Source organism: Nonomuraea sp. NPDC049709, from assembly GCF_040674815.1.
GTDB lineage: Bacteria > Actinomycetota > Actinomycetes > Streptosporangiales > Streptosporangiaceae > Nonomuraea.
The window spans coordinates 36,710-61,422 of record NZ_JBFANM010000036.1; the positions used below are offsets into that span (position 1 = coordinate 36,710).

Below are 24,713 nucleotides of genomic sequence, written 5' to 3' on the forward strand. Positions count from 1 at the left end.
ACAGGGAGGAAGCATGCGGCTGACCGTGATTTCGGCGGCGGAGATCGCCCAGCAGGTGGAGGGGAACCGGCATATCTGCCTGGATCTCGTCCGCCGCGCCTACCTGGCCTACGCCGAGGGGCACAGCGCCCTGCCGTTCAGCAGCTTCCTCCGCTTCCCTGGGCGGCCCCGCGACCGGATCATCGCGCTGCCGGCCTACCTTGGCGGGGAGTTCGACGTCTCCGGGCTGAAGTGGATCGCGAGTTACCCTGGGAACGTCGAACAAGGCCTGCCCAGGGCGTCGGGCCTGCTCGTGCTGAACGACACGTCCACCGGGTTCCCGTACGCGTGCCTCGAGGCATCGCTCATCTCCGCGACGCGCACGGCCGCCTCAGCGGTGCTGGCCGCCGAGGCACTGCTCGGGGGCCGCTGGGCGGAGCGGGTGGGCTTCGTCGGCGCCGGGTTCATCGCCGGCCACGTGCGCCGCTTCCTCGGCGAGCTGGGCTGGGACGTGGGCGGCTATCGGATCTTCGACCTCAGGGGGGAGGCCGCACGGAGGTTCGCGGCGGACCTGGGGGACGCCGGCGACGTGGCCGTGGTGGAGAGGGTCGAGGACGCGATCACCGGCTGTGACCTGGTGGTGCTGGCCACCGTCGCGGGCGAGCCCCACCTGGCCGGCCTCGACCTGCTGCGGCACGGCCCGGTCATCCTGCACATCTCGCTGCGGGACCTGCACCCCGAGCTGGTGCTGGCCGCGCGGAACATCACCGACGACATCGACCACGCTCTGCGCGAGCGCACCTCCCTGCACTTGGCCGAGCAGGCGGCCGGGCACCGGCGCTTCGTCCACGGCACCATTGCCGACCTGCTGTCCGGCAGCGTCAGGCGCGAGCCCGGCGAGGCTGTCATCTTCGCGCCCTTCGGCCTGGGGGTGCTCGACCTGGCGCTGGCGAGCTGGATTCACCGTGAGACGGTGGCGCGAGGGGGTGGTACCCAGATGTCGGGAGTCTTCCCTGAGGTCTAGATCGCCTCGAAGTAGCGGGCCAGCTCCCAGTCCGTCACCTGGTTGAGGAACTCCTCCCACTCGAAGCGGCCGTTGGCCGCGTAGTGGGCGACGACCTGCTTGCCGAAGACCGCGGAGGCGAACTCGCTCTCCTCGAAGACCTGGGTGGCGTAGTGCAGCGTGTTGGGCAGCCGGTTGCTGCCGGTCTCGTAGGCGTTGCCCGTGACCGGGTCGGACGGATCCCTCCTGCGCTCGATCCCGTCGCGTACCGAAGCCAGCATGCCGGCGATGGCGAGGTAGGGGTTGCAGTCGGCGCCCGGCACCCGGAACTCGACCCGCAGCGACGAGGGGTTCCCGCCCGCCACCCGGCAGGTCACCGTGCGGTTGTCGAACCCCCACGTCGCGCCGTGCCCGGCGAACTGCGTGCTGGCCGAGCGACGGTAGGAGTTGACCGTGGGCGCGTAGAAGAGCATGAGCTCGGGCGCGTGCGTGAGCAGCCCGCCGATAGCGTGCCGCATGTGCCGGCTCATGCGGTGGGAGGCGTCGGGGTCGTGGAAGACGGGCGTGCCGCCGGGCGTCCACAGCGACACGTTGAGGTGGCACGATGAGCCGGTGTCGGTGATCGTGGGCCGGGCCATGAACGTGGCCGCCAGGCCGTGCGCTGCGGCCACCGCCTTCACCGCGAGCTTGGCCAGCACCAGTTGGTCGGCCATGTCCATCGGCTCGCCGTGCTGGAGTGTCAGCTCCCACTGCCCGCGGCCCCACTCAGCGTCGTGCGAGCGCACGCCGACCCCGGCCTGGTGCAGGTGGTCACGCAGCTCGCGGTGGTGGGCCTCCTCGCGGCCGATGCTGTGGCTGATGAGGTCCTGCTGGCGCCGCAGCGAGCCGCCCGCCAGATCGCGGTACGCCTTGTCGCGGGCTTCGTCGTAGCCGCCAGGGAAAAGGTAATATTCCAGCTCCGCGCCGACCGAGGCGGTGTATTCGCCGGTGGGCAGCCGGTCGAGCTGCTCGCGCAGGATGGTGCGCGGCGCCAGGGGGAGCAACTCCCCGGAGCTCTGGTCCGCCACGTCTGCCAACACGATGGCGACTCCCGGCCACCAGGGCGTCGGCCGCAGGGTGGCGAGGTCGGGGATCAGCCGGATGTCGTGCCAGCCGCTGTGGTAGCCGGTGTAGTCGACGACGAGGCGGTCGGTCTGCCCGAGGTCCCAGCCGAGGGCGCAGGACGACACGTTTATCTCGCCGTCCAGGCAACGGCGGAAGCTTTCCAACGGAAATCGGCGGCCGAAGAGCCTGCCCTGCATATCGACCGAGGCCACGATGACCGTGTCAATTGCAGCTTCACCGAGTGCGGCCAATCGGGCGTCGGTATCCATGTGATGAATCCTCTGCGGGTGGGGAGTATTGGAGATCATCCGCGGGAAAATGTCGCCACCGACTCTAACACAGGCGAGAATGTTCCCGCCGCCGCGGCCAAATAGGTCAGTAGGTAATCGGGGCAGACCGCCGCCTGAAACCCCGGCGCGCTAACCGGAGAGATCCATCCCGATGTCCAGCCCGGACTCCAGCCTGGCGGCGCACACCAGCAGTCGGAAACCGCAATGGGAAAAGCTGTCGGAGGGCGCGTCCGCCGCTCGCATAAAGGTGCAGGGCCGGCCCACGTCGTGATACCAGCCGCCGCCGCGGTCCACCCGCCGGTCCCCGGCGACCGCGGGCTGGTAGCCCAATTCCGGCGACAAATCGTCGACGAACCAGTCCAGGCACCATTCCCATACGTTGCCCGCCATGTCGAGGGCGCCGCACGGGCTCGCCCCTGCCGGATAGTCACCCACCCGGGTGGTGCGATTGGGTCCCCTTTCCCAGGAATTCAGCCGGGCCGGATCCCATTCATCGCCCCACGGGAACCGGAATTTCCGCGAACCGTTCCACGAAGCGGCCTTCTCCCATTCGTATTCCGACGGCAGGCGTACGTTGGGGAAACGCTGGGCGGCCCAGTCGCAGAACACCTTGGCCTCGTACCAGGAAACGTCAACCACGGGATGGTGGTCCAGTTCCCTGGGGTCGACGTCGTCCTGGAACGGGCGATAGGCGCGATGCCCGCGGTCGAATCTCTCGTACATCTCGTTGGTCACCAACACGCGGCCGATCCACATCTCGGGCAGCACCACCTCGTGGTGTACCGGGACCCATTCCGGGCGATCCTCGTCATCCTCCGCGCCGCCCATGACGAAGGACCCGGCCGGCAGGTGACACCAGTAAGGGGCGTCCATGCCGGGGGGCATCGTGAACAGATCCTCGGGGACCGGCCCGAGGTGCTTGAACGCCTCGTTCGCGAGCTGGTCGGCCAGAGGCGTGCGGAAGGTGCTCAGCAGGTCCCGGATGAAGTAGACGTCCACCCGGGGGATGTGCTCGCCGGCCGCCTCCAGGTACGCCCAGAGCGTGTCCATGAGCTGCGACTTGTCGGGCAGCTTGCGGGCGAGCTCGACGAAGATCTGCCGCCGGTTGCGCAGGCTGGTCGGCCGCAGCTCCAAAATCTGCGCCGCCAGCCCCGGGTCCAGGTCGTTGACCTCCTTCAGCGCCCGCAGCGCCAGGTCCGGCGGCCCTTGGAGCAGGGACATCAGGTGGTCGTCCACGTCAGAGACCAGTCCGCCCAGGAGGATGAGCACCTCCGCCCAGTGCTGCTCGTTGACCACCTCCCCGACGATCCGGCGACGTTCGTCGGGAGGGCTGAGCGACAGTTCGAGCGCCGCCAGGAACTCGCGGACGGTCCGATGCAGATAGCGGTAGCGGGTCCGGAGCGCGTCCACGGGATGGATGATGTTGGAGACGGCCGACACGTCGTCGATGAACTCCCTCGGCCCCCGCCACGGCGCCAGGTGTTCGCCGCCGGCCTGCCGGACGGCCGCCTCGATCTGGATGTCGCGGAAGGTCTCTTCGCCGCCGCGCTGGCCGGACAGGTCGTGCAGCAGCAGGCTCGTGCCCGCCAGGACCTGTTCGGCCGCGTACGGATCGGCCACCGACCGCCGCGACCGGTGCCGTCCCTCCAGCAGGATTCGCACGGCGAGCCGGAACAGGTCGCTGTGCCGGCGGAAGTAGTCGTCCAGCGTCGCGCTGATACCCGGCTGACCCGGCGGCTCCAGGGCGACGTGCTCCGACTCCCGCGCCACCAGCCCGAGCACGGTGAGCATCATCGGGACCCGCGCCATCTCCCGCACCTCCGCCCGGCCGGTGATCTCGGCGAGTAGCACCCGGGTGCGCTCGGGCCCGCACAGCACCATCAGCAGGTTGCGCTGGTCGTCTACGGTGAACGGGGCGATGTCGAGCCGCCGGTAGCCGGTGAACCGCGCGGCGCCGACCCGCCGGGAGGTGATGAGGACCCGGTTGCCGCTGCCGGCGTAGAGCCCGTAGTTGACCATCTCCATCACGGAGTCGCGCAGGCTCTCCGGCACCTCGTCGGCGCCGTCGAGGAGGAACATCACCTCGCCGCGCCGGGCCAGCTTGCGGACCTCGCTGTCCAGGCCGGGCAGCTGCAGGTCCTGTCCCAGGGCGGAGATGTACTCGTACAGCGAGTAGGCGGCGCTGCCCGCCGCGCGCTGGGCCAGGTTGGCCAGGGAGACGAAGACCGGTACCGGGCCGCCCGCGCCGGCCGCCGCCCGCTCGGCGAGCCGGGCCGACTCCTGCAGGGCGAGCGTTGTCTTGCCGGTGCCCGGATCGCCGAGCAGCAGCCAGCGCTCGGTCTCGGAGGTCTCCTCCAACAGGGTGAGCAGGTCGACCGACGGCCGGATGTCCTTGCGCTCCTTGGCCGGCTCCTGAGCCGCCTCCCTGGACAGCCGGCCGCCCTCGTCGCGGCGGTCCTCGAAGACCGGGGTGACGCGCAGCTGGATGGCCACTTCGGAGAACGTGCACCCCTCCGGGAGCAGGGGCGAGCCCGCGGTGCGCCAGCGGTCCACGAGGTGCCGCAGGTAGGAGGTGAGCAGAGGTGATCTCGCGCCCTGGGTCTGCCTGGCCTGAGCCCACAGCGCGATGATCTGGTCGAGCTCCTGTTGCCCGTCCACGCCGAACAGCCGCTTGCACGCCTCCAGGAAGGCCGTGAGGGCGTCCCTGCCATCGGTCAGCTCGCCGTACTCGGTGAGGGTGTCGATCAGCTGGGCGAGGAATGTGAACGGTGTCCCCTCCAGACTCACCTGGGCGAGCAGCCCCTGGTCGAGGCCGCTGGTCAGCAGGAGCGCCCGTCGCTCGGCCTGCCGGCCCACGGAGGGGTGCTTCGACAACAACGCCGTGGTCCGGCTCTGCACCTCAACCAGGCCCACCTGAGCGCCCCCTCCTGCTGGTCCCTACGCGGAGACCACCTGGATCCGCTGTCTGACGTCGGGTGGGAGGATCCGGAGGATCGCTCCCGCGGAGATTCCCTCGTTGCGGAAGAAGAGCCGGTGGGCGCCCGGCTCGCTCAGCATGCCGCCGGCGTGGTGGACGGCCACGACGTCCCAGTGGTCGTCGAACACCGGCGAGCCGGACGATCCCCCGAGGGTGGGGGTGAGATATTGGACGATGCGGTCGTCGGCGTACTGGACGAAGTTGTTTTGCAGCGAGATCTGCTTGGGCATGCCCGCAGGATGCTGGATGATGTTGACCCGCTGGTCCGGGACGGGCGACCGGAGACTCAGCCGCAGCGTGCCCCACCGGTCGCCGGCCGGCTCGTCGAGCTGGATGAGGCTGACATCGAGGCTCTGGTCGGTGAGGAACAGGCCGTGGGGTGCCGCGCGATACTCCTCGACCTGGTTCTCGGCGCCGTTCGCGTTGAGCTGGTAGTTGAAGCGGAACACCGCCCTGGACGCCTGCTCGCGGTCGGCCACGACGTGGTGGTTGGTCAGCACCAGGTCGGAGGCGATCAGGAATGCCGTGCCCGTCCAGGTCCCCACGTCCACGAACGCGACCGGGCGGGCCGCCTCCAGGCCCTTCTCCAGGAAGAACAAGTGGCGGAGGGTGTTCTCGCCGATAATCTTCTCTTCGGTCTTGGCTAGGTCCACCGGGCCCGACCAGGGTGCGGAGAAGTCTGCCGTCTTGACGGGGGTCATCAGGCCGTAGGAGTGGAGGATGAGGTCGAGGAACTCGCGTCCCTCGTGCGCCGCGCCCACCGTCTCCTTCACGGCGTTGAGGAACAGCCCGAGGGCCTCGTGCTCGGACGTCACCCGCCCGTAGGCCTCCAGCACCTGGACCAGCTCTCCGATCGCGACCAGCCCGGGGCCTTCGAGGTCGACCTGGGGCAGGACGGCCTCGAGGCCCGCCAGTTCGAGCAGTTGCCTGCGCCCGCGATAGGTCTGCAGGAGAGGCTGATCGGCGAGAAACCTGACCAGTTCGGTCCGATGCCGGAACGATAACCGCGCCATGTGAGTGCCGCCTCGCGATCACGTCACGCGGTCGCACCCATCCGTGCCCGCCGGCCGACGCGAGCCGCGTCTGACCGGCGAACGCGGCTGAGGAACCGCGAGCCTAGGCCCGCCAGAGGGAGAACCGTCGGGTGATGGGGTCGAGGGCCTCCTTGGGGCCGAACATGGCCAGGCCCCAGTAGTCGAGCTCCTCGTCCTTGAGCTTCGCCGTGCGCTCCATCTGCTCGACGTAGGTGTCCTTCGTCATCGACTCGGTGAAGTCGACGCAGAAGACGCCGGTGTTGATGGCTTCGAGGCGCGCGGTGCGGATCTGGTTGCCGTTCTTCGCGCTCAGCACGATCAGGGAGAGCGCCGAGACCGGGTGCACGTTTCCGTCGACGTCCTTGTAGTCCACGAAGGCCATCTGCGACTGCAACTCGGCGTCCGCCCGCGCGGTCAGGCAGGCGGCCATGTGGGCGCAGGCGTTGAGGGCGGCGCCCGGCTCGACCTTCTTGCTGAGCACGATGACGAACTTATGGGTCGTCACGCTCGTCATGGATTCAGACACTGGCCATCACTCCGGTGGTTTCGCTGCATTAATCGACCGCGGGGCGGTGAGTTCGTGGATATCCGCCCCAGCCCTCACTCTAGGGAAATCGGCTCCCCGGGTGCGGCCGTTTCACGGAATCGTCGCCGTCGTCAAAAATCTTCTCTCTCCGGAGTGGCGACTACGATCCAGTTGTCGTGTGTGTGTTCATGTGGCCGGAATGCGCCGTGCGGTGGATCGACCCACGACTGCCGCCCCAGGGAGAGGAGTTTCCACCCGTCGAAGATCTTCCGGACGTCAGCCTCCTCGAAGAACCGGAAAAGGGTGCCCCGGTACTCGAAGGCGTGATCGCCCACAGGGGTGCCCATCCCGTACTCGCTGTCCGCCGGTGTGTACGCGTTGACCGCGCAGATCCCGCCCGGCCGCAGGACGCGCCGGAAGTTCCCGACCATTCGCTCGGCCTCGGGGATCTGCCCGAAGACGTCGAAGTTCGTGATCGCGTCCACCGAGCCGTCGGGGATCGCGTCCAGGCTCACCGCGTCGCCCCGGACGAGGAAGGCCCGGCCGCCCAGCCGGCGGCTCGCCCGCTGGAGCGCGGTGCCGGAGATGTCCAGCCCCGCCCCGGCGAACCCGTGCCCGAGCAGGGCGGCGAGGTTGCGGCCGTCGCCACAGCCGACGTCGAGCACCGTACGCACGCCCGCCGCGGTGAGATGCTCGGCCACCTGATCGAGGCAGGGGATCGGGTCCTCGCTCCACAGGGTGTCCGAGGAATGCTCGGCGTAGGCCTTCTCCCAGCCGCTGCCGTAGTCATGCGTCACGACACGTACCTCCTGGTTCCGGACAGGGCGTCATCGGTGGGGGCGCCGGCTTCGAGCCAGGCGTCGTCGTAGATGGTGTCGACATAGGCGGTGCCGGCGTCCACCAGCACGCAGGCGGGCCGGCGGACCTCCGGATGCCGTCCGAGGTAGTCGACGCAGGCGGCGACCACGGCCCCGCTGGACCCGCCGGCGAAGAGGCCGGCCACGCGCCACATCGTCCGGCACATGGCGAAGGCCGCGGCGTCGGTCACCCATATGCGCTCGTCGTACAGGGCGGGGGACAGCAGGAGGGAGGGTCTGCTGGAGCCGATGCCCACGAGCCTGCGGGGGCCGGGGAGGCCGCCGATCGCGGCCGAGCCGGCCGAGTCCACCGCGACGATGACGGTCCGCGGCGACATCTCCCTGAAGAACCGGGCGACGCCCGCCAGGCTGCCGCCGGTCGAGACGGCGACGAAGAGCGCGTCCACGTCCCGGTCCAGCTGCTCGTAGAGCTCCGGTCCGGTGGTGCGGTAGTGGATGTCCGCCCCCGCCTCGTTACGGTACTGGTTCGGCCACACCAGCGCGCCGCCGGTGTCAGCCCGGAGTAATCGATCGACCTCCTCCAGGCGCGCGGCCAGGTGGTCAGCGCCGTCGCCGGCGGACTCCACGGGCCGGACTGAGGCGCCATAGGCGCGCATCCGCCGTACGTTGGCCGGGCACGCTCGCGAATCCACCACGGCCACGAACGGGATGCGCAGCGCGGACGTCGCGAAGGCCAGGGCCACGCCCAGATTGCCGCTGGTCGACTCGATGAGCGTGTGGTCGGGGCCCAGCTCGCCGCCCGCGACGAGGGTCGCCAGGAGCGAGATGGCGGTGCGGTCCTTGAGCGAGCCGGTCGGATTGAACCACTCCAGCTTGACGAAGATCTCCCTCGGGATCCCGCCGACTTCCAGGCTGATCGACGTAATGGGCGTATTTCCGGTCGCGCCTAACAAATTATTCAGCGTGTCGCGAAAATCATTGGTCGGGCTCATGCTTCTCTCGCAAATCCGAAAGTGATGAAGAGAGAGCGTACTTCCCCCCTGGAAGTCCCGTCTGAAGATAGCCCAGGCAAAGGGTGGCGTCAATAACACAATGTGCCGGAGGATTTCAATGATCGTCCATGTGGAAAAAGGGTGTGCCGGGCGGGATTACGGTCGTGCCCTTTGTCGTGCGGGACGGGCCAATCGGCTTCCGGTTCGATTCTTCAGTCCGTACGGAGCCGGTGCGCCCAGGGCGGGTTGGCGCCCGCGACCGAGCACGTCAACGCCGACACCCGCGCCGCGAACGTCGCCGCCGCCACGGCCGTCTCCAGGTCGAGGTCGTCGAGCCGGCCGCCGAGCAGCCCTCTCGCGCCGAGGTCGTGCAGCAGGCCCGCCGTGAACGAGTCGCCGGCGCCGACCGTGTCCACGACGTCCACCTCCGGCGCGGGCACCGCGGCCCGCGCTCCGTCGAGCGAGACCAGCGCCCCGTCGGCCCCTCGGGTGATCACGATCAGCCGGGCGCCCGCCGCGTGCCAGGTGTCGCAGGCGTGCTCCATCGGGGTGCCGGGCAGCAGGAAGTCCAGGTCGTCCGCGCTGAGCTTGAGGATGTCGGTCCACTCGCACCAGCGGGCCACCTGGTAGTCGTCCTTGGCGGCGAGGCTGGGGCGGACGTTCGGGTCGATGGAGATCGTGGCCCGCCGCGACGCCGCCCGGGCGAACTCCGCCACCGCCTCCCGGCCCGGCTCCCTGACCAGGGCGAGCGAGCCGGTGTGCAGGCAGGCGACCGGTCCGAGGCGGCCCGGGTCCAGCTCGTACGGGGTCCACTGCCAGTCGGCGGTGCCGTCGGCGTAGAAGGTGTACTCGGCCCGGCCGTCGGCGTCGAGCGCGGCGACCGCGAGCGTGCTGGGCTCGCCGGCCGCGACGGACGCCGACAGGTCCACGCCGGAGGAGGTCAGGTGCTCCCGGAACAGGCCGCCGAAGACGTCGCCGGAGATCCGCCCGAGGAACCGGGCGGGCGTGCCGAGCCGCGCGAGCGCCACGGCCGTGTTGGCCGGCCCGCCCCCGGGCAGCACCCGTAACGCCAGCCCGCCCGCCGCCGCGCCGCCCGCCGCACGGTCGGTGAAGGCGTCGGCGACGCACTCGCCCAGGACAGCGATCATCGGGCCTGCCTCTCGTAGGCGCGTTGCCGATTCGTTACGGCACGGGGGCATTGACGTTTCTCGGATCGGAGTTCATCATCGCAGCACAGGCGATGTCAACGTTGACATATGTCAACGATGACATTGAATACCCCCTGATAGGAACCGCCCATGAATGCGAAGCTTCCGGTTGGAATCCTGGTCACCACCCTTCTCATCGCCGGCTGCGGCGGCGGTGGCGGTGGAGGCGGGCAGAGCGCCTCCGCCACCCCCAAGGTCGGCCTGATCACCAAGACCGAGACGAACCCGTTCTTCGTCAAGATGAAGGAGGGCGCCCAGAAGTCCGCCCAGGCCAACGGCCTGGAGCTGATGACCGCCGCGGGCAAGTTCGACGGCGACAACGCCACCCAGATCACCGCCATCGAGAACATGGTCGCGGCCGGCGTGAAGGGCATCCTCATCACCCCGAGCGACACCAAGGCCATCGTCCCCGCGATCAAGAAGGCGCGGGACGCGGGCGTGCTCGTGATCGCCCTCGACACCCCCACCGAGCCCCAGGACGCCACCGACGCGCTGTTCGCCACCGACAACTTCAAGGCCGGCGAGCTGATCGGCCAGTACGCCAAGGCCGCCATGGCCGGCAAGCCCGCCAAGATCGCCACGCTGGACCTGGCCCCCGGCATCACCGTCGGGCAGCTCAGGCACGACGGCTTCCTGAAGGGGTTCGGCGTCCAGGCGGGCGACCCGTCCATCGTCTGCTCCCAGGACACCCGCGGCGACCAGGCCAAGGGCCAGACCGCCATGGAGAACTGCCTGCAGAAGGCCCCCGACATCAACCTCGTCTACACCATCAACGAGCCCGCCGCCCTGGGCGCGCACACCGCGCTGAAGGCCAAGGGCCGCGACAAGGACGTGCTGATCGTCTCCGTGGACGGCGGCTGCACCGGCACCAAGGCCGTGCAGTCCGGCCAGATCGCCGCCACCAGCCAGCAGTACCCGCTCAAGATGGCCGAGGACGGCGTCAAGGCCGTGGCCACGTTCGCCAAGGGCGGCCAGAAGGCCAGCGGCTACACCGACACCGGCGTCACGCTCATCACCGACAAGGCCGTCTCCGGGGTCGAGGCCAAGGACACCACCTTCGGCCTGGCCAACTGCTGGGGCTGACCATGGCCGTGATGGAAGCACCGCTGCCGCGCCGCCTGGTCGCCACGCCCGTCGCCGGGCCGCTGGCCGCGCTCGTGCTGGCCTGCCTGTTCTTCGGGGTCAACACCGACCAGTTCTTCACCGGCCCCAACTTCTCCCTGATCATCCAGCAGGTCATGGTGGTCGGCACGCTGGCCATCGGGCAGACCCTGATCATCCTGACCGCGGGCATCGACCTGGCGTGCGGCGCGATCATGGCGTTCGGCGGGATCGTGATGACCAAGCTGGCCGTGGACAGCGGCCTGCCGCCGCTGCTCGCCCTGGCCGCCGGGCTCACCGTCTGCGCCGGGTTCGGGCTGGTCAACGGGCTGCTGGTGACGCGGATCTCGCTGCCGCCGTTCATCGTGACGCTGGGCATGCTGAACGTGGTGTTCGCCCTGACGCACATCTACTCCAACGAGCAGACGGTGACCGAGCTGCCCGCGCTCCTGACGTTCCTGGGGCAGACGTTCCAGCTCGGCCAGACGAACGTCACCTACGGCTCGCTGCTGACGATCCTGCTGTTCCTGCTGTTCGCGTACCTGCTCGGCTCGACCGCGTGGGGCCGCCACGTGTACGCCCTGGGCAACAGCCCCGAGGTGGCCCGCCTGACCGGCATCAGGACCGGCCGGCTGACCGTCGGGGTCTACACGCTGGCCGGCCTCGTGTACGGCATCGCGGCCCTGCTCCTGGTCTCCCGCACCGGTGTCGGCGACCCGCAGGCCGGCCAGACCGACAACCTGGACAGCATCACCGCGGTCGTGCTCGGCGGCACCAGCCTGTTCGGCGGCCGGGGCCTGGTGCTGGGGACGCTCGTCGGGGCGCTCATCGTGGGGGTGTTCCGCAACGGCCTGCAGCTCATGGGCGTACCGTCGATCTATCAGACGCTCATCACCGGCATCCTGGTGATCCTCGCGGTCACCGTCGACCAGCTCTCCCGCAGGAGGACCCGATGAGCACACCGGTGCTCCAGGCCCGCGGCCTCGTCAAGAAGTACGGCCACGTCGTCGCGCTCGACGGCGCCGACTTCGACCTCATGCCCGGCGAGGTGCTCGCCGTCATCGGCGACAACGGCGCGGGCAAGACGAGCCTGATCAAGGCGCTGACCGGCGCGCTGCAGCCCGACGCGGGCGAGATCCGGCTCGACGGCGAGCCGGTGCGCTTCCGCGACCCCCTCGACGCGCGCCGGCACGGCATCGAGACCGTCTACCAGGACCTCGCGGTCGCGGCCTCGCTCGACATCGCGACGAACATGTTCCTGGGCCGGGAGATCCGCAAGCCGGGCCTGCTCGGCACGGTCTTCCGGATGCTGGACAAGAAGCGCATGCGCGAGGAGTCGGCCCGCCACATGGCCGAGCTCAAGATCGGGCTGCGCTCCCTCACCCAGCCGGTCGAGTCGCTGTCGGGCGGGCAGCGGCAGGGCGTGGCCGTGGCCAGGGCGGTGGCGTGGGCGACGCACGTCGTGGTCATGGACGAGCCCACGGCGGCGCTCGGCGTCAAGGAGTCCGGCCAGGTGCTCGACCTGATCAGGCAGGTCCGCGACCGGGGCACGCCGGTGGTGCTGATCAGCCACAACATGCCGCACGTGTTCGAGCTCGCCGACCGCATCCACGTCCAGCGCCTGGGCCGCAGGGTCGCCGAGATCAGCCCGCGCGACCACAGCATGGCCGAGGTGGTGGCCATCATGACCGGCGCGCTCCAGATGTCGGAGGGCAAGTCGGTGGTCGCGGACAAGGACGCGGCGGAGGCGATCGGGCTGTCCTAGTGACGGACCATTAGCATGAGCGGAATGCGGCGTCCGACGATGACAGATGTGGCCCGTGAGGTCGGAGTCACCGCGAAGACCGTCTCCCGGGTGCTCAACGACGAGGGCCCGGTCGCCGTGGAGACGCGCGAGCGGGTCATGGCCGCGGTCCGGAAGCTGGGCTACCAGCCCAACCTCATGGCCCGCAACATGCGGGTCGGCGCGCGGGACGCCGCGATCGGCCTGGTCATCCCCGAGATGGGCAACCCGTTCTTCGGCACGCTCGCGGGCGGCGTCGAGAGCGCCGTGCGCGCCCGGGGGCTCACGCTCATCGTCGGCTCCTCCGACGAGACGGCCGACCTGGAACAGTCGCTGATCGCCACGTTCCTGGCCCGCCGGGTGAGCGCCCTCATGGTCGTCCCGGCCGCCGCGAGCGACCACCGCCACCTGCGCTCGGAGCGGGTGGCCGGGCTGCCGATCGTCTTCCTCGACCGCCCGGCCGTCGGCCTGACCGCCGACTGCGTGGTCAGCGCCAACCGGGAGGGCTCGCGGGCCGGCGTCGCCCACCTGATCGCCCACGGCCACCGCAGGATCGGCTTCGTCGGCGACCTGCCCGCCGCCCTCTACACCCGCCGCGAGCGCTTCCAGGGCTACCGCGACGCGCTCGACGGCGCCGGCCTGCCGTTCGACCGCGCGCTGGTGGAGACCGGGCACGACCTGGAGGCCGCGGCCCGCGCCACGCTGCGCCTGTTAGCCCTGCCCGATCCGCCGACGGCGCTGTTCACCGGCAACAACTTCGCCTCCATGGGGGCGGTGGTGGCGCTGTCGCGGGCGGGACGCAAGGACGTGGCGCTGGTCGGGTTCGACGACCTGCCGCTGGCCGAGGTGCTCGATCCGCCGCTGACGGTGGTGGCCCAGGACCCGGCGGCGGTCGGGGCCGCGGCGGCGGAGCTGGTGCTGTCGCGGCTGGACGGCGACCGGTCGAAGGCCCGCCGGGCCACCGTGCCGACCCGGCTGATCGTGCGCGGCTCCGGCGAACTGCCTCCGTGAAGGAGGGGCCGCCCGCGCCGGACGGCCCCCGCTGGTCAGCGTTCGACCGTGAACTGCCCGGTCAGCGGCCCGAGCACGACGGTGTAGGTGCCCGCCTCGCTCCGCCGCAGGCCGAACGAGACCCGCGTGCTCCGGCCGGGCGCCAGCGACAGGCTGCGCCGCTGGTCCTCCTCGCCATTCACGCGCAGCACGGCCTCGTACGAGCCCGCGAGCTCGCCCACGTTCTTCACCACGGCCCGGACCTCCACGCGCCCCGACCGGGACACGGCCGGCGAGACCTCCAGGCCGCCCACCGCGAACAGCGCCTCCGGCCCGGCCACCAGGTCGTGCACGAACACGTCGGACCGCTTGTTGGTGTCGCCCTCGACCAGGTTGGCCGACGTGCTCTCGAACGCCACGTACCGCCCGTCGTCGCTGATCGACGGCAGGTCGGCCCGGCCGTCGCCCTCCTCGCCCCGGGGACCGGCGGAGATCCGCGTGGTGGTGCCGGCCGCCACGTCGCGCAGGAAGATGTCGCTGCGGTTGTTGGCGTCGCCGCTGACCAGCTCGCCCGAGTCGCTGTAGAAGACGACCTTGCTCCCGTCGGCGGAGAGCGAGGGGGCGAAGGTCAGCGCGTTGGAGGGCTTGCCGTCCATGGTCGCCGACACCATCCGGGACCTGCCGGTGGCCAGGTCGTGCACGTAGAGCTCGCCGAGCCCCACGCCGTTGCCGAAGGCCAGCGCGGTCCCGCCGGCGCTGATCACCGGCCCGGAGGTGTCGGTGTCCGGGTACGGCCCCGTCACCCGCTTCAGCGTCCCGCTCTGCCGGTCGAGCACGAAGGAGTCGATCACGCCGTTGTCGTCGCCGGGCACCAGGTCCGCGGCGTCGCTCTGGAAGGCCACGTACCGGCCGTCGGCGCTGATCGACGCCTCGCGCGCGTTCCCGTTCACCTGCGAGCCGTCCTGTGCGACGGAGATCCGCTCCGTCCGGCCCGTCTGGCGGTCGCGCAGGAACACGTCGTTGCGCTCGTTCGTGTCGCCCGGCACCAGGTTCGCCGCGCCGCTGTCGAAGACCGCGAAGCGGCCGTCCGCGCTGAGCCTGGGCGCGCCCGAGATCCCGTCCCCGGGCGTGCCCTCGGACGACACCGAGACCATCTCGGTCGTCCCCGTCCGCCGGTCCCGCACGAAGGAGTCGGTCGTGCCGTTGCCGTCACCCGGTACGAGATTGGCCGCCCCGCTGTTGAAGCCGACGAACCGCCCGTCCCTGCTGACCGTGGGCGACAGGGAGAACGCGTCGGCCAGCCCGCCGCCGGTCGGCACCGAGACCCGCTCGGTCACCCGGGTACGCAGGTCGGTGGCGAAGATGTCCAGCTCGCCGTTGGTGTCCTGGTCGTCGGCGAGGTTGGAGGCGAAACTGGCGAACACCACCACGCTCCCGTCGCCGCTCAGCTCCGGCCACCACGCGTCGTGGTTGCCCTGCCGCCCGTCCGAGCCGAGTGACACCCGGTCGGTCCGCGGCCGCCGCGGCAGCGTGACGTCGGCGGTCGCCGGGCGGCGGCCCACGGTGACGGCCACCGGGTCCGACCTCGACACGCCGGGGGCGTGCGCGGAGACCTGGTACTCGCCGGCGGGCACGTCCTTGATCGTGTACCGCCCGCTCGTGTCGGTCGTGCCCGCCAGCTCGTCTGGCACGCCGAGCACCGTGACCGTGGCGCCGGGCACGGTCGAGCCGGTCGGCTCGTAGGCCACCCGGCCCGAGATCGTGCTCCAGCGGGTCCGCTCCAGCTCCAGGCGCACGTCGGAGAGCCGGTCGGCCTTGACGCGGAAGGTCTCGGACTCCGTCTCGTACCCGAACCTGGACAGCGTCAGCTCGTGCTCGCCCGGCGCGAGCCGCAGCTCGAAGCGCCCGTCCGCGCCGGTCTCGGTGCCGCGCCCGTCGGCCCTGACGACCCGCACGCCGGCCAGTGGCCGGCGGCTGCGCTCGTCGATGACGGTGCCGCGCACGCCGCTCTTGAGCGCCGCCTCGGCGACTGCGGCGTAGGCGTCGATGCGGCCCTGGCCGACGCGGGTGTTCGGGCGCGGGCCGTAGCGGTCGTCGGAGACCGACGTGCCGGCCAGGATCTCCTCGGCCGCGTCCACGGTCAGGTCCGGGCGGGCCTCCAGCATGAGCGCGACCGTGCCGGACACGTGCGGGGTGGCCATCGAGGTGCCGTTCAGCGCGGCGTACTGGCCGCCGGGCATGGCCGACACCACGTCCACGCCGGGGGCGGAGATGTCCGGCACGACGTACGAGTCCGGCCACTCCGGCGGCGCGGCGAACCAGTCGCTGTGCTTGACCACGCCGCCGCAGGAGAAGTCCGGCACCTCGTCGTTGACGTCGGTCGCGCCCACGGCCACGGCCTCGTACACGTTGCCCGGGCTGCCCGACTGGCCCTCGGCGCAGTCGTTGCCGATGGCGAAGGAGGGGAACGCGCCGGCGCGGTGGATGTTCCTGGCCGGCTCGATCAGCTCGTCGGCGTAGCCCTCCGCGCCCAGCGACATGCTGACCACGTCGGCGGGCTTGCCCGCCGGCCTGCCGTCGGCCGCGTACGGCGCCAGCGCCCACTGCATGCCCGCGACCACCTGCGCGAGCGTGCCGGAGCCGCCCGGGATGACCAGCCCGGCCATCAGCTCGGCGCCGGGCGCGACCCCGATCTGCGTGCCGGACGCGTCGCCGCCGGCGATCGTGCCCGCCACGTGCGTGCCGTGGTAGCTGCTGTCGTGCGGCTCAGTCGGCACCGGCTTGCCGTCGGGGCCGAACTCGATCCAGCCGCCCGGGTGCTTCGGGTCCGCGGCGTCGGCGGTGACGAGCTTGCCCTTGAGGTCGGGGTGGGTGGCGTCGATGCCCGTGTCGAGCACGGCCACGCGCACGCCCTTGCCGGTCAGGCCGCGCTCGCCGCGCACCCGGTCGGCGCCGATCTTGGCGATGCCCCAGGTGGCGGCCTCCGCGGCGGTGGTCCTGGGGGTGGCGCCCCTGCCGGGCTCGGGGGCGGTCAGGGTGAAGTTGGGGATGATCCGGTCGACCAGGTCGAGCTCGGCCAGGGCGGCCAGGGTGGCGGGCGTGGCGCGTACCAGGACCATGTTCTTCAGCCAGAACGTGTTGACCACCTGGTCGCCGCGCGACCGGACGAACTGGACGATCGGCTCCTGCACGGGCGCGGCGCTCGCCTTCAGGGCGGCGCGCGCCTGAGCGGCTGATTCCGGCGCGGGCGGGTCCTGCACGGTGCGCAGCACGACGGCCGCCTCCAGGCGGCCGCGAGCGCTCCTCATCTGCTCGGCGAGCTTGGCGTCGATCTTCGGCTGGGGCGCGGGCTCGGCGGTGACGGATTCCGCCGCCGTGGCCGGGCTCGCGAGCATGCCGAAAGTCCCGAACGTTCCGGAAGTCAGTAATACGGCTGGTAAGACGGCCGCGAGCAGGCGTCGCCCAGGGGAACGGCGGGGGGACAGCGGCATGACGCTCCTTCGTTCATGTGGCCACAGGGGCCGATGGTGCTCAAGAACGCTGACATCTTCCGCTGTTTCCTGACAAGATCCGTTAGTGACGAGTTTCTGTCATGTGACGTGAACCTGACACCCGGAGGTGGGCTTGTTCGAGGCGATCGGGCTCGGCCGTCAGGACGAGGAGGTGTACCACGCGCTCGTCCGGCGCACCCAGGCGACGGTCGCGGAGATCGTCGCCGACTGCCATCTCCCGGCCCCCGCCGCGCGGCGCACCCTGCAGTCCCTGGTCGACCTGGGGCTGGCCACCCGCTCGACCGGCCGCCCCACCCGCTACGTCGCCGTCTCGCCGGACAGCAGCCTGGAGGCCATCCTGCGCGAGCGCGAGCGGGAGCTGGACGGCGTCCGCGCGCACATCCGCGCCCTCATGGACGTCTACCGGGCCAACACCCGCTTCGCCCATCCCGGGGAGCTGATCGAGGTGGTCTCGGGCCGCGACGAGGTGAACCACCGGTGGGTGCAGATGCAGCACGACACGCGGGCCCAGATCCGCGGCTTCGACCGGCCGCCGTACGCCGCGCCGCAGGAGCACACGGAGTCGAACCCGATCGAGCTCAACCTGCTCCGGCGCGGGGTGAGATATCGCGTCATCTACGACACCAGCGTGCTGGAGCTGCCCGGCTGGCTGGAGGACGTCACGGCCGGGATGCAGCACGGGGAGCAGGCCAGGATCGCCGCCGTGCCGATGAAGCTGGCGATCTCGGACGACCGGCTGGCGATCATCCCGCTGCTGCGGGCCGGCGACGACGTGGTCGCGGCCTCGTACCTGATCCACCCGTCGCCGCTGCTGGACGCGCTGGTGGCGCTGTTCGAGGCGCTGTGGGAGCGCAGCGTGCCGGTGCGGCTGACGGCGCCCGGCGGAGAGCTGTCGCAGGACGAGGAGCGGCTGCTGACGCTGCTGGCGTCGGGGGCGACGGACAAGGCGGCCAGCCGCGCGCTGGGCTGGAGCGAGCGGACGGTGCAACGGCACATCACGAAGCTCATGCGGCGGCTGGGCGCGCAGACCCGCTTCCAGGTCGCCATGGAGGCGACCCGGCGCGGCTGGATCTGATCGGCTGGATCCGATCAGGCGCACTGGTAGCCGGAGGGCAGCTGGGTGTTGCCGTTCGGGCGGCCGGCCTGGAAGCCGAATGTGGTGCTCTGGCCGGGGGCGAGCGCGCCGTTGTGGCCGGCGCTCCTGGCCGTGACGGTCTGGCCCGCGGTGGTCAGCGTGGCGTTCCAGGAGCCGGTGACGGTGTGGCCGGCGGGCAGCGTGAACGTCACCGTCCAGCCGGTCACCTGGGAGGTGCCGGTGTTGGCGACGGTGACCGGCTGGATCACGTACCCGTTGCCCCACTGCGTCTGGGTGGCCGCCGTCGCCGTGCAGCCGCCCGTCGTGCCGCCGCCGGTGGTGGTGACCGTGACCGTGCCGGACACGGGGGAGAGGTTGCCCGCCGCGTCGCGGGCGCGGGCCTGGTAGCGGTAGGCGGTGCCCGCGCTCAGGCCCGTGTCGGTGTACGAGGTGGTCGCGGACGTGCCCACCTGGGCGAAGGCGCCGCCGGACGTGCCCGGTGCGCGCAGCACGTCGTAGCCCGTCACGCCCACGTCGTCGGTCGAGGCGGTCCAGGTCAGGGTGGTGGAGGTGGCGGTCGTCCCTGAGGCGGCCAGGCCGGCGGGGGCGGTCGGCGGGGTGGTGTCGCCGCCGGTCGTGGCCGGCGGGACGCGGACGATCCGGTCGTCCTGGGCCACCGGGGTGCCGCGGCCGTCCCGGTTGCTGGTGCCCACCCAGAGCCAGCCGTCCGGCCCGAGCGCCACCGAGCGCAGCCGGCCGTAGGTGGACTGGAACTCGGCCACCGGCGTGCCCGGCGTGCCGCTGGCGCTCAGCGGCACGGCCCAGAGCCGCTGGCCGCGCAGCGCCGCCGCGAAGAGCGTGTTGTTGGCGTACGCCAGCCCGCTCGGCGACGCCTGGGCCGTGGTCCAGGTGACGATCGGGTCGCGGAAGGAGGCGTTGCCGCAGGTGCCCTCGCAGGTGGGCCAGCCGTAGTTGCCGCCGGCGACGATCTGGTTGACCTCGTCCCAGGTGTTCTGGCCGAACTCGGTGGCGTACATCCGGCCCTGCCCGTCCCAGGCCAGGCCCTGGACGTTGCGGTGACCGTAGCTCCAGACGCGGGAGTTCGGGAACGGGTTGCCGGACGGGACGCCGCCCGTGGGCGTCATGCGGAGGATCTTGCCGGCGGGGCTGTTGAGGTTCTGGGCGTTGGCGGTGGTGCCGGCGTCGCCGGTGGCCACGTACAGCAGGCCGTCCGGGCCGAAGGCGATGCGGCCGCCGTCGTGGATCGCCGCGCTCGGGACCCCGGAGAAGATCACCGTCTGCGTCTGTGGTGCGCTCAACTGCAGCCTGACCAGGCGGTTGTCGCCGCTCGTGCTGGTGAAGTAGGCGTACACCCAGCCATCCTGCGCGTACGTCGGCGACACGGCGATGCCCAGCAGGCCGCTCTCACCCGAGGCGCTCACCCCGCTGATCGTGGCCACCTGGACCGGCGCCTGGCCGGGGCGAACCTGGACGATGCGCCCCGAGTTCCGCTCGGAGACCAGCGCGCTGCCGTCCGGCAGGAACGCCATCGCCCACGGAACCTGCAGTCCCGTGACCGACACCTCCGCCCGGGAGAAGTCGAAACCTCCCACCACCTGGGCTCGGGCCTGCGGGACATTGATCCCCAGGGCCAGCAGGGTCAGGACTAGTGCCTGGATGACCCGGGCACGGATGACACGGGCGCGCATGACGGACTCCTTGACTGGATCACCGGATGCGGATGTCAGCACCGTAGGCCTCGTGACGTTCGATCACAACCAGCGTGAACGGCGTGATTCGGCTATCTGCGACTTTGGCCACCCGGCGGTGAAACTTTCCACGAAACAGTGCACTGACTGACCACGGCGCGGCGGTCGCGGGCCGCCGCGCCGTGGGCGGTGGTGCGGGGCCGGGCGGTCAGCCCGCGCTGCAGGAGACCGAAGGCCAGGTGTAGTTGCCGTTGTGCTGGATCGTCACACCCCAGTTGTTGCCGCTGCCGTTGGGTCTGGCGGTCAGCACCTGGGCACTGGGATAGCTGGCGCTGATGTTCCAGGTGGAGAGGACCTTCGCCGGGGACGGCACGTTCATCGTCACGGTCCAGTTGCTCGAACCGCTGACCGCGACGTTGAGGTTGTACCGGTCGCTCCACTGCTGGCCCGCGGACAGCGTGGCGGTGCAACCGCCGCCGCCCCCGCCACCGCCACCGCCGCCGGAGGAGCCGCCCACCGTGATGTTGGAGTTGCCGCTGCTCTGGTAACCCTCGGTGGCGAGGATCATGTAGTCGTGGGTGCCCAGGCTCATGCCATTACGGGCCCACGCGTCGAAGTGGTTGCCGGAAGTGATGGTCCCGCCGGTCTTCTTCGACTGCCGGACGCTCCAGTACTGGTTGAACGTCCTGGTGCCCTCGATGGAGGGGGCGTTGTAGCGCGTCGTCTGGTAGATGTCGTACGTGCCGCCGTCACTGGTCACCGTGCCCTTGTACGTTCCCGTGGGCCGGTAGGTGCCCCAGTTGTCGACGATGTAGTACTCCACGAGCGGGTTCCTCGTCCACCCGTAGAGCGTCAGGTAGGCGTTGCCGGACGGGTTGAAGCTGCCCGAATAGCTCACGGTCCGGCGCCCGCCGGGGTTCCAGCCCTTGCCGGCGACGAAGTTCCCGGTGTTGCGCCATGTGGTGCTGTAGTTGCCGCCGGCCGCCAGGTTCATGGAGACCGTGCCGGAGCTGTCGGTCCAGAACGAATAGAAGTAGCCGTTGTCGGTGCCGGTCTGGTTCGTGGTCACGGTCGTGTCGGCGTTGGCGGTGCCGTGCAGCATCGTCGCGGACAGGACCAGCGCGAGGGCGCAGGCGCCGCCGAAGATCCGTCTGATGCGGCCGCGTCTGCGGCGCCTCGGGTGGTCGGGGGCGTCGTTCATGAGCGGGCTCCCTTCGCCGAAAGTATCGGTATGTTGGCGAAAGTATCGGGCCGCCTCACGGTGCTGTCAACGATCAGTGAAACGCATGCGAGCATGGAAAAGGCATCGGCCCTGCTCGCTGGCGCGAACGGGCCGATGAAAGTTTCGTATGTGTCCCGAAAAAACCCCGGATCGAGGTCGGGTTCAGCGCAGGCCCGCGAACAGGTCCTCCTCGTGGCCGTGCACGGCCACCTTGCTCAGCACCCGCTCGAACGCCTCGTGCGAGAACGCCTGCTGCTGCGCCTCCTCCGGCATGCGCAGCAGGAAGATGTTCTCCCCCTGGCTCTCGTGCGCCTGCAGGGCCTTGAGCTTGCGCTCGACGTAGGGGGTGACGTCGACGATGCTGGTCACCCGCTCGTCGGGGGTGCCGAAGTCGTCGGAGGGCTCGAAGTCGCCGAGCTCGACGCCGTGCTCGCGCATCAACTCGAACATGCGCTTGATGGCGGCCCGGGGGATGGCCGTGTAGTAGAGCTTGTCGGGAATGCCGCTCCGCTCGGTGGCGGCCACCGTGATGCGGTGGGTCTGCACGTGGTCGGGGTGGCCGTATCCGCCGCCGCCCGTCTCGTCGTAGGTCACCACGACCTGCGGGCGGTAGTGCTCCATGAGCGCGGCGAGCCGGGCGGCGGCCGTCTCGACCGGGATGTTGGTGAACGCGTCGGCGTGGGCGTTGGCGTCCCAGCCCTCCATGCCGGAGTCGCGGTAGCCGAGCAGCTCCAGATGGTCGATGCCCAGGTGGGCCACCGACTCGCGCAGCTCCGCCAGCCGCCGCCGGGCCACCGCCGCGTCGTCGTGACCGGGCTCGCCCGGCTTGACGCCGCCCTCGTCGTCGCCCTGCTCGCCGTTGGTGCAGGTGACCAGGACCGTGCGGATGCCCTCCTCGGTGTAGCGGGCGAGGATGCCGCCGGTGCTCAGGCATTCGTCGTCGGGGTGGGCGTGCACGACCATCAAGGTGAGTTGCCGATCCATGGGTGGCAACACTACTCGCCGGCTCCGACAGTCCCGGAGACGTCCTGCCCGGACCGGTGGTCCCGCTCGTATCGGCCGGACCCGCCCGACCCGCCGCGGGCGAGCTCGTCCGCCCGCCGCCGCGCGAGCGCCGCCGCCGCGCCGTCGCCCAGCGCGTCGGCCAGGGACGCCTGCTTGAGCCAGTTGTACGGGCTGCACGGCCGCACGCTGATCCGCTCGCTCACCAGCGTCCTGGCCAGCTCCCGCCGCCCCGCCCGCAGGGCCGCCTCCAGCAGCGTGCGCTGCACGGCGTCGCGCTGCGCGTGGCTGCCGCCGAACTCGTTGACCCGGTGCCGGATAGGATGGAGCAGGTCCACCACGCACCCGTAGTCGCCGCGCCCGAAGGCCACGATCGCCCGGCACACCGGCAGCCCCACCCGGAGCGTCATGTCGTGGTTGGTGACCCCGGGCCGCGGCGCCGCCACGTACGCCTCCCGCCCCGCGATCAGCTTCTCCGCGTCCCCGAACCGCCCGGCCCCCACGTACGACATCACCGCGTGCATGTCGTTGAACGCGTAGAACGGCTCCGCCACGCGCGGCGGCCACGCCTCGGCCAGCGCCCGCCAGCGTCCGGACTGGTCGGAGCCCTCCAGATGGAGCCGCCACAGCAGCGCCGCGGCGTCGAGCAGCTCCATGCTCGACTGCCCGTCCGCCAGCACCGCGTCGTAGATCGCCAGCACCCGCCCCACGTCGCCGCTCTCCAGCGCGTACAGGCAGTAGTGCCACCAGCTGTGGACGTTGAAGAACGTCCCGGTGGACCAGTCGGGCACCCGCGCGTCGAGGTAGCGCAGCCCGTCGCCGAAGCGCCCCTGCATCTCGTACGTGTGCACCACCGCGTGGATGCCCCACACGTCGCGCGGGTTCAGCTCCACCGCCCGCAGCCCGACCTCCTCGGACCGGTCGTAGTGCCCGGCCTCCTCCAGGCCGAAGGCGTACATCCCGAGCATGTGCCCGAAGTGCGGGTCGTCCTCCCGCCAGGAGGTCAGCGCGCCGCCGATCCGGTCGCGCAGCATGCGCGCGTCGCCGGTGAAGAAGTCGATCTGGTGCCCGGCGGCCAGCGCCAGGGCGTCGCGCGGATGCTCCACCGCGATCTCGCCGAGCAGCGCCCCGCAGGCCAGGAAGTCGCCGTCGAGCAGGGCGCCCACGGCGGCCAGGTGCGCGCGCTCGCGGGGGAGCAGCGCGGTCTCGTCGATCCTGCGCCGGAAGGCCCCGAACCGCACCCGCGCCGTGCGCGCGTCCTCGACCTCGGTGGTCAGCAGCCCCAGGTAGGTAGCCAGCACGTTGCCCATCGCGAAGTCGGGCGACTCGGCCAGCGCGGCGTTGGCCTCGGCGTCCACCTCCGCCCGGAAGTGCAGCAACTCGTCGATGGCACGGTCGTAGTGCCGGACGGCCGCGGCGCTCGCCCCCGTCATCGCCAGGCCGTGCTGATCGTGGCTCACCGGTCCAATGTAACCAGCGAACCGGGCCCCGGCACCTGGCCGCCGAGGCGTAGAGAGCCGATTCCAGGGCACTCGGGACTCTTCCGGCAACCTCTTGGAGGAACGGTGAACACTGCGGAACAGGCGGGCCGCGAGGCGAAGGACGCGACGCGGCGGGCGGCCGCCAGCCGGCCGATGACCGTGCTGACCCGGGTGGGCCTGGCCTGCCGCGGGGTGCTGTACGCGCTGATCGGCGTGGTGGCCCTGCAGATCGCCGCCGGCGACGGGTCGAAGGAGGCCGACAAGGCAGGTGCCATCTCCACGCTCGCCGCGCTGCCCTTCGGTGCCGTGCTGTTATGGATCATGACGGCCGGGTTCGCCGCGCTGGCGTTGTGGCAGGCGTCGGAGGCCGTGTTCGGCCACGGCAAGGCTCTCGAAAGGGGCGAGTCGGTCGCCCGGGTGGTGGTCTACGTCCTGGTCTTCTTCACCCTGATCAGCGTGCTGACCACGAGCAAGGCCGCCTCCGACGACCAGAAGTCGCAGGACCTGACGGCCAAGCTGCTCGCCCTGCCGGCCGGGCCGTTCATCGTCGGCGCGATCGGGCTCGGCTTCGTCGTGCTCGGCGCGTACTGGGTGCGCAGGGGCGTCACGAAGGGCTTCAGGGAGGAGCTCGACCGCGGGCGCATGTCCCCCCGGGCCCGCTCCGTGATGGACCGGCTCGGGCTCGGCGGGTACGTCGCCCGGGGAGCGATCGCCGCGCTGGCCGGGATCTTCGTCGTCCAGGCGGCGATCACCTACGATGCGGACAAGGCGGGCGGCATCGACGCGACGCTCAGGCAGTTCGCCGACACGCCCGCCGGGGCCTGGCTGCTGGTGGTGGTGGCGCTGGGGGTGCTGCTGTTCGCCGGTTACTGCTTCGGCGAGTCCCGCTGGCGCCGTACCTTGTAGC

At 70.9% G+C, this 24,713-nt stretch carries 19 protein-coding genes; 7 read left to right on the forward strand and 12 right to left on the reverse strand.

Going from position 1 to position 24,713, the window contains the following annotated elements; all coding sequences use genetic code 11:
- Positions 1 to 13: 13 nt before the first annotated feature.
- A complete protein-coding gene (gene sbnB / locus AB0J69_RS32365) occupies positions 14 to 1,003 on the forward strand; it encodes a 2,3-diaminopropionate biosynthesis protein SbnB (protein WP_364124944.1) in 990 nt (329 codons plus the stop codon).
- Here the strand turns inward: sbnB and AB0J69_RS32370 are convergent.
- The 7 genes from AB0J69_RS32370 to AB0J69_RS32400 form a co-directional block, all read right to left on the reverse strand.
- Positions 1,000 to 2,211, reverse strand: coding sequence for a glutamine synthetase family protein (locus AB0J69_RS32370; protein ID WP_364124947.1), 1,212 nt, complete (start codon positions 2,209 to 2,211; stop codon positions 1,000 to 1,002). The genes sbnB and AB0J69_RS32370 overlap by 4 nt on opposite strands.
- Positions 2,212 to 2,505: 294 nt before the next feature.
- A complete protein-coding gene (locus AB0J69_RS32375) occupies positions 2,506 to 5,289 on the reverse strand; it encodes an SUMF1/EgtB/PvdO family nonheme iron enzyme (RefSeq protein WP_364124950.1) in 2,784 nt (927 codons plus the stop codon).
- Positions 5,290 to 5,313: 24 nt separating this feature from the next.
- Positions 5,314 to 6,366 (reverse strand): trypsin-like peptidase domain-containing protein, encoded by a 1,053-nt coding sequence (locus tag AB0J69_RS32380; RefSeq protein ID WP_364124953.1) that lies wholly within the window; start codon positions 6,364 to 6,366, stop codon positions 5,314 to 5,316.
- 103 nt (positions 6,367 to 6,469) lie between these two features.
- On the reverse strand, positions 6,470 to 6,901 hold the full coding sequence (locus tag AB0J69_RS32385; protein ID WP_364124956.1) for a DUF2000 domain-containing protein: 432 nt from the start codon (positions 6,899 to 6,901) through the stop codon (positions 6,470 to 6,472).
- A gap of 143 nt (positions 6,902 to 7,044) precedes the next feature.
- Positions 7,045 to 7,710 carry a class I SAM-dependent methyltransferase gene (locus AB0J69_RS32390; protein ID WP_364124959.1) on the reverse strand — a complete coding sequence of 222 codons (666 nt, stop codon included), beginning with the start codon at positions 7,708 to 7,710 and terminating at the stop codon, positions 7,045 to 7,047.
- Positions 7,707 to 8,684, reverse strand: coding sequence for a pyridoxal-phosphate dependent enzyme (locus AB0J69_RS32395; RefSeq protein WP_364124962.1), 978 nt, complete (start codon positions 8,682 to 8,684; stop codon positions 7,707 to 7,709). The genes AB0J69_RS32390 and AB0J69_RS32395 overlap by 4 nt, the downstream gene beginning before the upstream one ends.
- Before the next feature lie 251 nt (positions 8,685 to 8,935).
- A complete protein-coding gene (locus AB0J69_RS32400; RefSeq protein ID WP_364124964.1) occupies positions 8,936 to 9,871 on the reverse strand; it encodes a carbohydrate kinase in 936 nt (311 codons plus the stop codon).
- Between the two features lie 150 nt (positions 9,872 to 10,021).
- Here AB0J69_RS32400 and AB0J69_RS32405 point away from each other — a divergent pair, with 150 nt between their 5' ends.
- Genes AB0J69_RS32405 through AB0J69_RS32420 form a run of 4 tightly spaced genes read left to right on the forward strand, consistent with a single transcriptional unit; the run spans position 10,022 to position 13,826 of the window.
- Entirely contained in the window at positions 10,022 to 11,014 is a 993-nt protein-coding gene (locus tag AB0J69_RS32405; RefSeq protein ID WP_364124967.1) for a sugar ABC transporter substrate-binding protein, read from the forward strand.
- Between the two features lie 11 nt (positions 11,015 to 11,025).
- Positions 11,026 to 11,988: an ABC transporter permease gene (locus AB0J69_RS32410; RefSeq protein ID WP_364124970.1), complete on the forward strand. Its 963-nt coding sequence runs from the start codon at positions 11,026 to 11,028 to the stop codon at positions 11,986 to 11,988.
- Positions 11,985 to 12,797, forward strand: a complete 813-nt coding sequence (locus tag AB0J69_RS32415) for an ATP-binding cassette domain-containing protein (RefSeq protein ID WP_364124973.1) — start codon at positions 11,985 to 11,987, stop codon at positions 12,795 to 12,797. Before AB0J69_RS32410 ends, AB0J69_RS32415 begins: the two co-directional genes overlap by 4 nt.
- A gap of 24 nt (positions 12,798 to 12,821) precedes the next feature.
- Complete coding sequence (locus AB0J69_RS32420) at positions 12,822 to 13,826, forward strand: LacI family DNA-binding transcriptional regulator (protein ID WP_364124976.1); 1,005 nt, start codon at positions 12,822 to 12,824, stop codon at positions 13,824 to 13,826.
- A gap of 35 nt (positions 13,827 to 13,861) precedes the next feature.
- Here the strand turns inward: AB0J69_RS32420 and AB0J69_RS32425 are convergent, their stop codons facing one another.
- Positions 13,862 to 17,200, reverse strand: a complete 3,339-nt coding sequence (locus AB0J69_RS32425; protein WP_364124978.1) for a S8 family serine peptidase — start codon at positions 17,198 to 17,200, stop codon at positions 13,862 to 13,864.
- 229 nt (positions 17,201 to 17,429) lie between these two features.
- On the opposite strand from AB0J69_RS32425, the gene AB0J69_RS32430 reads away from it, so the two are divergent.
- Entirely contained in the window at positions 17,430 to 18,392 is a 963-nt protein-coding gene (locus AB0J69_RS32430; RefSeq protein ID WP_364124981.1) for a helix-turn-helix domain-containing protein, read from the forward strand.
- 14 nt (positions 18,393 to 18,406) lie between these two features.
- Here the strand turns inward: AB0J69_RS32430 and AB0J69_RS32435 are convergent, their stop codons facing one another.
- The 4 genes from AB0J69_RS32435 to AB0J69_RS32450 form a co-directional block, all read right to left on the reverse strand.
- The gene (locus AB0J69_RS32435; protein WP_364124984.1) at positions 18,407 to 20,101 is read right to left on the reverse strand and encodes a PQQ-dependent sugar dehydrogenase; all 1,695 of its coding nucleotides are present in this window, start codon (positions 20,099 to 20,101) and stop codon (positions 18,407 to 18,409) included.
- Positions 20,102 to 20,309: 208 nt separating this feature from the next.
- Positions 20,310 to 21,302 carry a glycoside hydrolase family 11 protein gene (locus AB0J69_RS32440; protein ID WP_364124987.1) on the reverse strand — a complete coding sequence of 331 codons (993 nt, stop codon included), beginning with the start codon at positions 21,300 to 21,302 and terminating at the stop codon, positions 20,310 to 20,312.
- Positions 21,303 to 21,485: 183 nt separating this feature from the next.
- Entirely contained in the window at positions 21,486 to 22,307 is an 822-nt protein-coding gene (locus AB0J69_RS32445) for a PIG-L family deacetylase (RefSeq protein WP_364124990.1), read from the reverse strand.
- 11 nt (positions 22,308 to 22,318) lie between these two features.
- Positions 22,319 to 23,785, reverse strand: a complete 1,467-nt coding sequence (locus AB0J69_RS32450; RefSeq protein WP_364124993.1) for a tetratricopeptide repeat protein — start codon at positions 23,783 to 23,785, stop codon at positions 22,319 to 22,321.
- Positions 23,786 to 23,890: 105 nt separating this feature from the next.
- Between AB0J69_RS32450 and AB0J69_RS32455 the strand changes: the two genes are divergently transcribed.
- Entirely contained in the window at positions 23,891 to 24,712 is an 822-nt protein-coding gene (locus tag AB0J69_RS32455) for a DUF1206 domain-containing protein (protein ID WP_364124996.1), read from the forward strand.
- Position 24,713 lies beyond the last annotated feature (1 nt).

Coding starts and splice junctions, on each gene's coding strand:
- sbnB (WP_364124944.1), top strand. CDS start 14: ATGCGGCTGACCGTGATTTCGGCGGCGGAGATCGCCCAGCAGGTGGAG.
- AB0J69_RS32380 (WP_364124953.1), bottom strand. CDS start 6,366: ATGGCGCGGTTATCGTTCCGGCATCGGACCGAACTGGTCAGGTTTCTC.
- AB0J69_RS32385 (WP_364124956.1), bottom strand. CDS start 6,901: ATGACGAGCGTGACGACCCATAAGTTCGTCATCGTGCTCAGCAAGAAG.
- AB0J69_RS32400 (WP_364124964.1), bottom strand. CDS start 9,871: ATGATCGCTGTCCTGGGCGAGTGCGTCGCCGACGCCTTCACCGACCGT.
- AB0J69_RS32405 (WP_364124967.1), top strand. CDS start 10,022: ATGAATGCGAAGCTTCCGGTTGGAATCCTGGTCACCACCCTTCTCATC.
- AB0J69_RS32410 (WP_364124970.1), top strand. CDS start 11,026: ATGGAAGCACCGCTGCCGCGCCGCCTGGTCGCCACGCCCGTCGCCGGG.
- AB0J69_RS32415 (WP_364124973.1), top strand. CDS start 11,985: ATGAGCACACCGGTGCTCCAGGCCCGCGGCCTCGTCAAGAAGTACGGC.
- AB0J69_RS32420 (WP_364124976.1), top strand. CDS start 12,822: ATGCGGCGTCCGACGATGACAGATGTGGCCCGTGAGGTCGGAGTCACC.
- AB0J69_RS32425 (WP_364124978.1), bottom strand. CDS start 17,200: ATGCTCGCGAGCCCGGCCACGGCGGCGGAATCCGTCACCGCCGAGCCC.
- AB0J69_RS32435 (WP_364124984.1), bottom strand. CDS start 20,101: ATGCGCGCCCGTGTCATCCGTGCCCGGGTCATCCAGGCACTAGTCCTG.
- AB0J69_RS32440 (WP_364124987.1), bottom strand. CDS start 21,302: ATGAACGACGCCCCCGACCACCCGAGGCGCCGCAGACGCGGCCGCATC.
- AB0J69_RS32445 (WP_364124990.1), bottom strand. CDS start 22,307: ATGGATCGGCAACTCACCTTGATGGTCGTGCACGCCCACCCCGACGAC.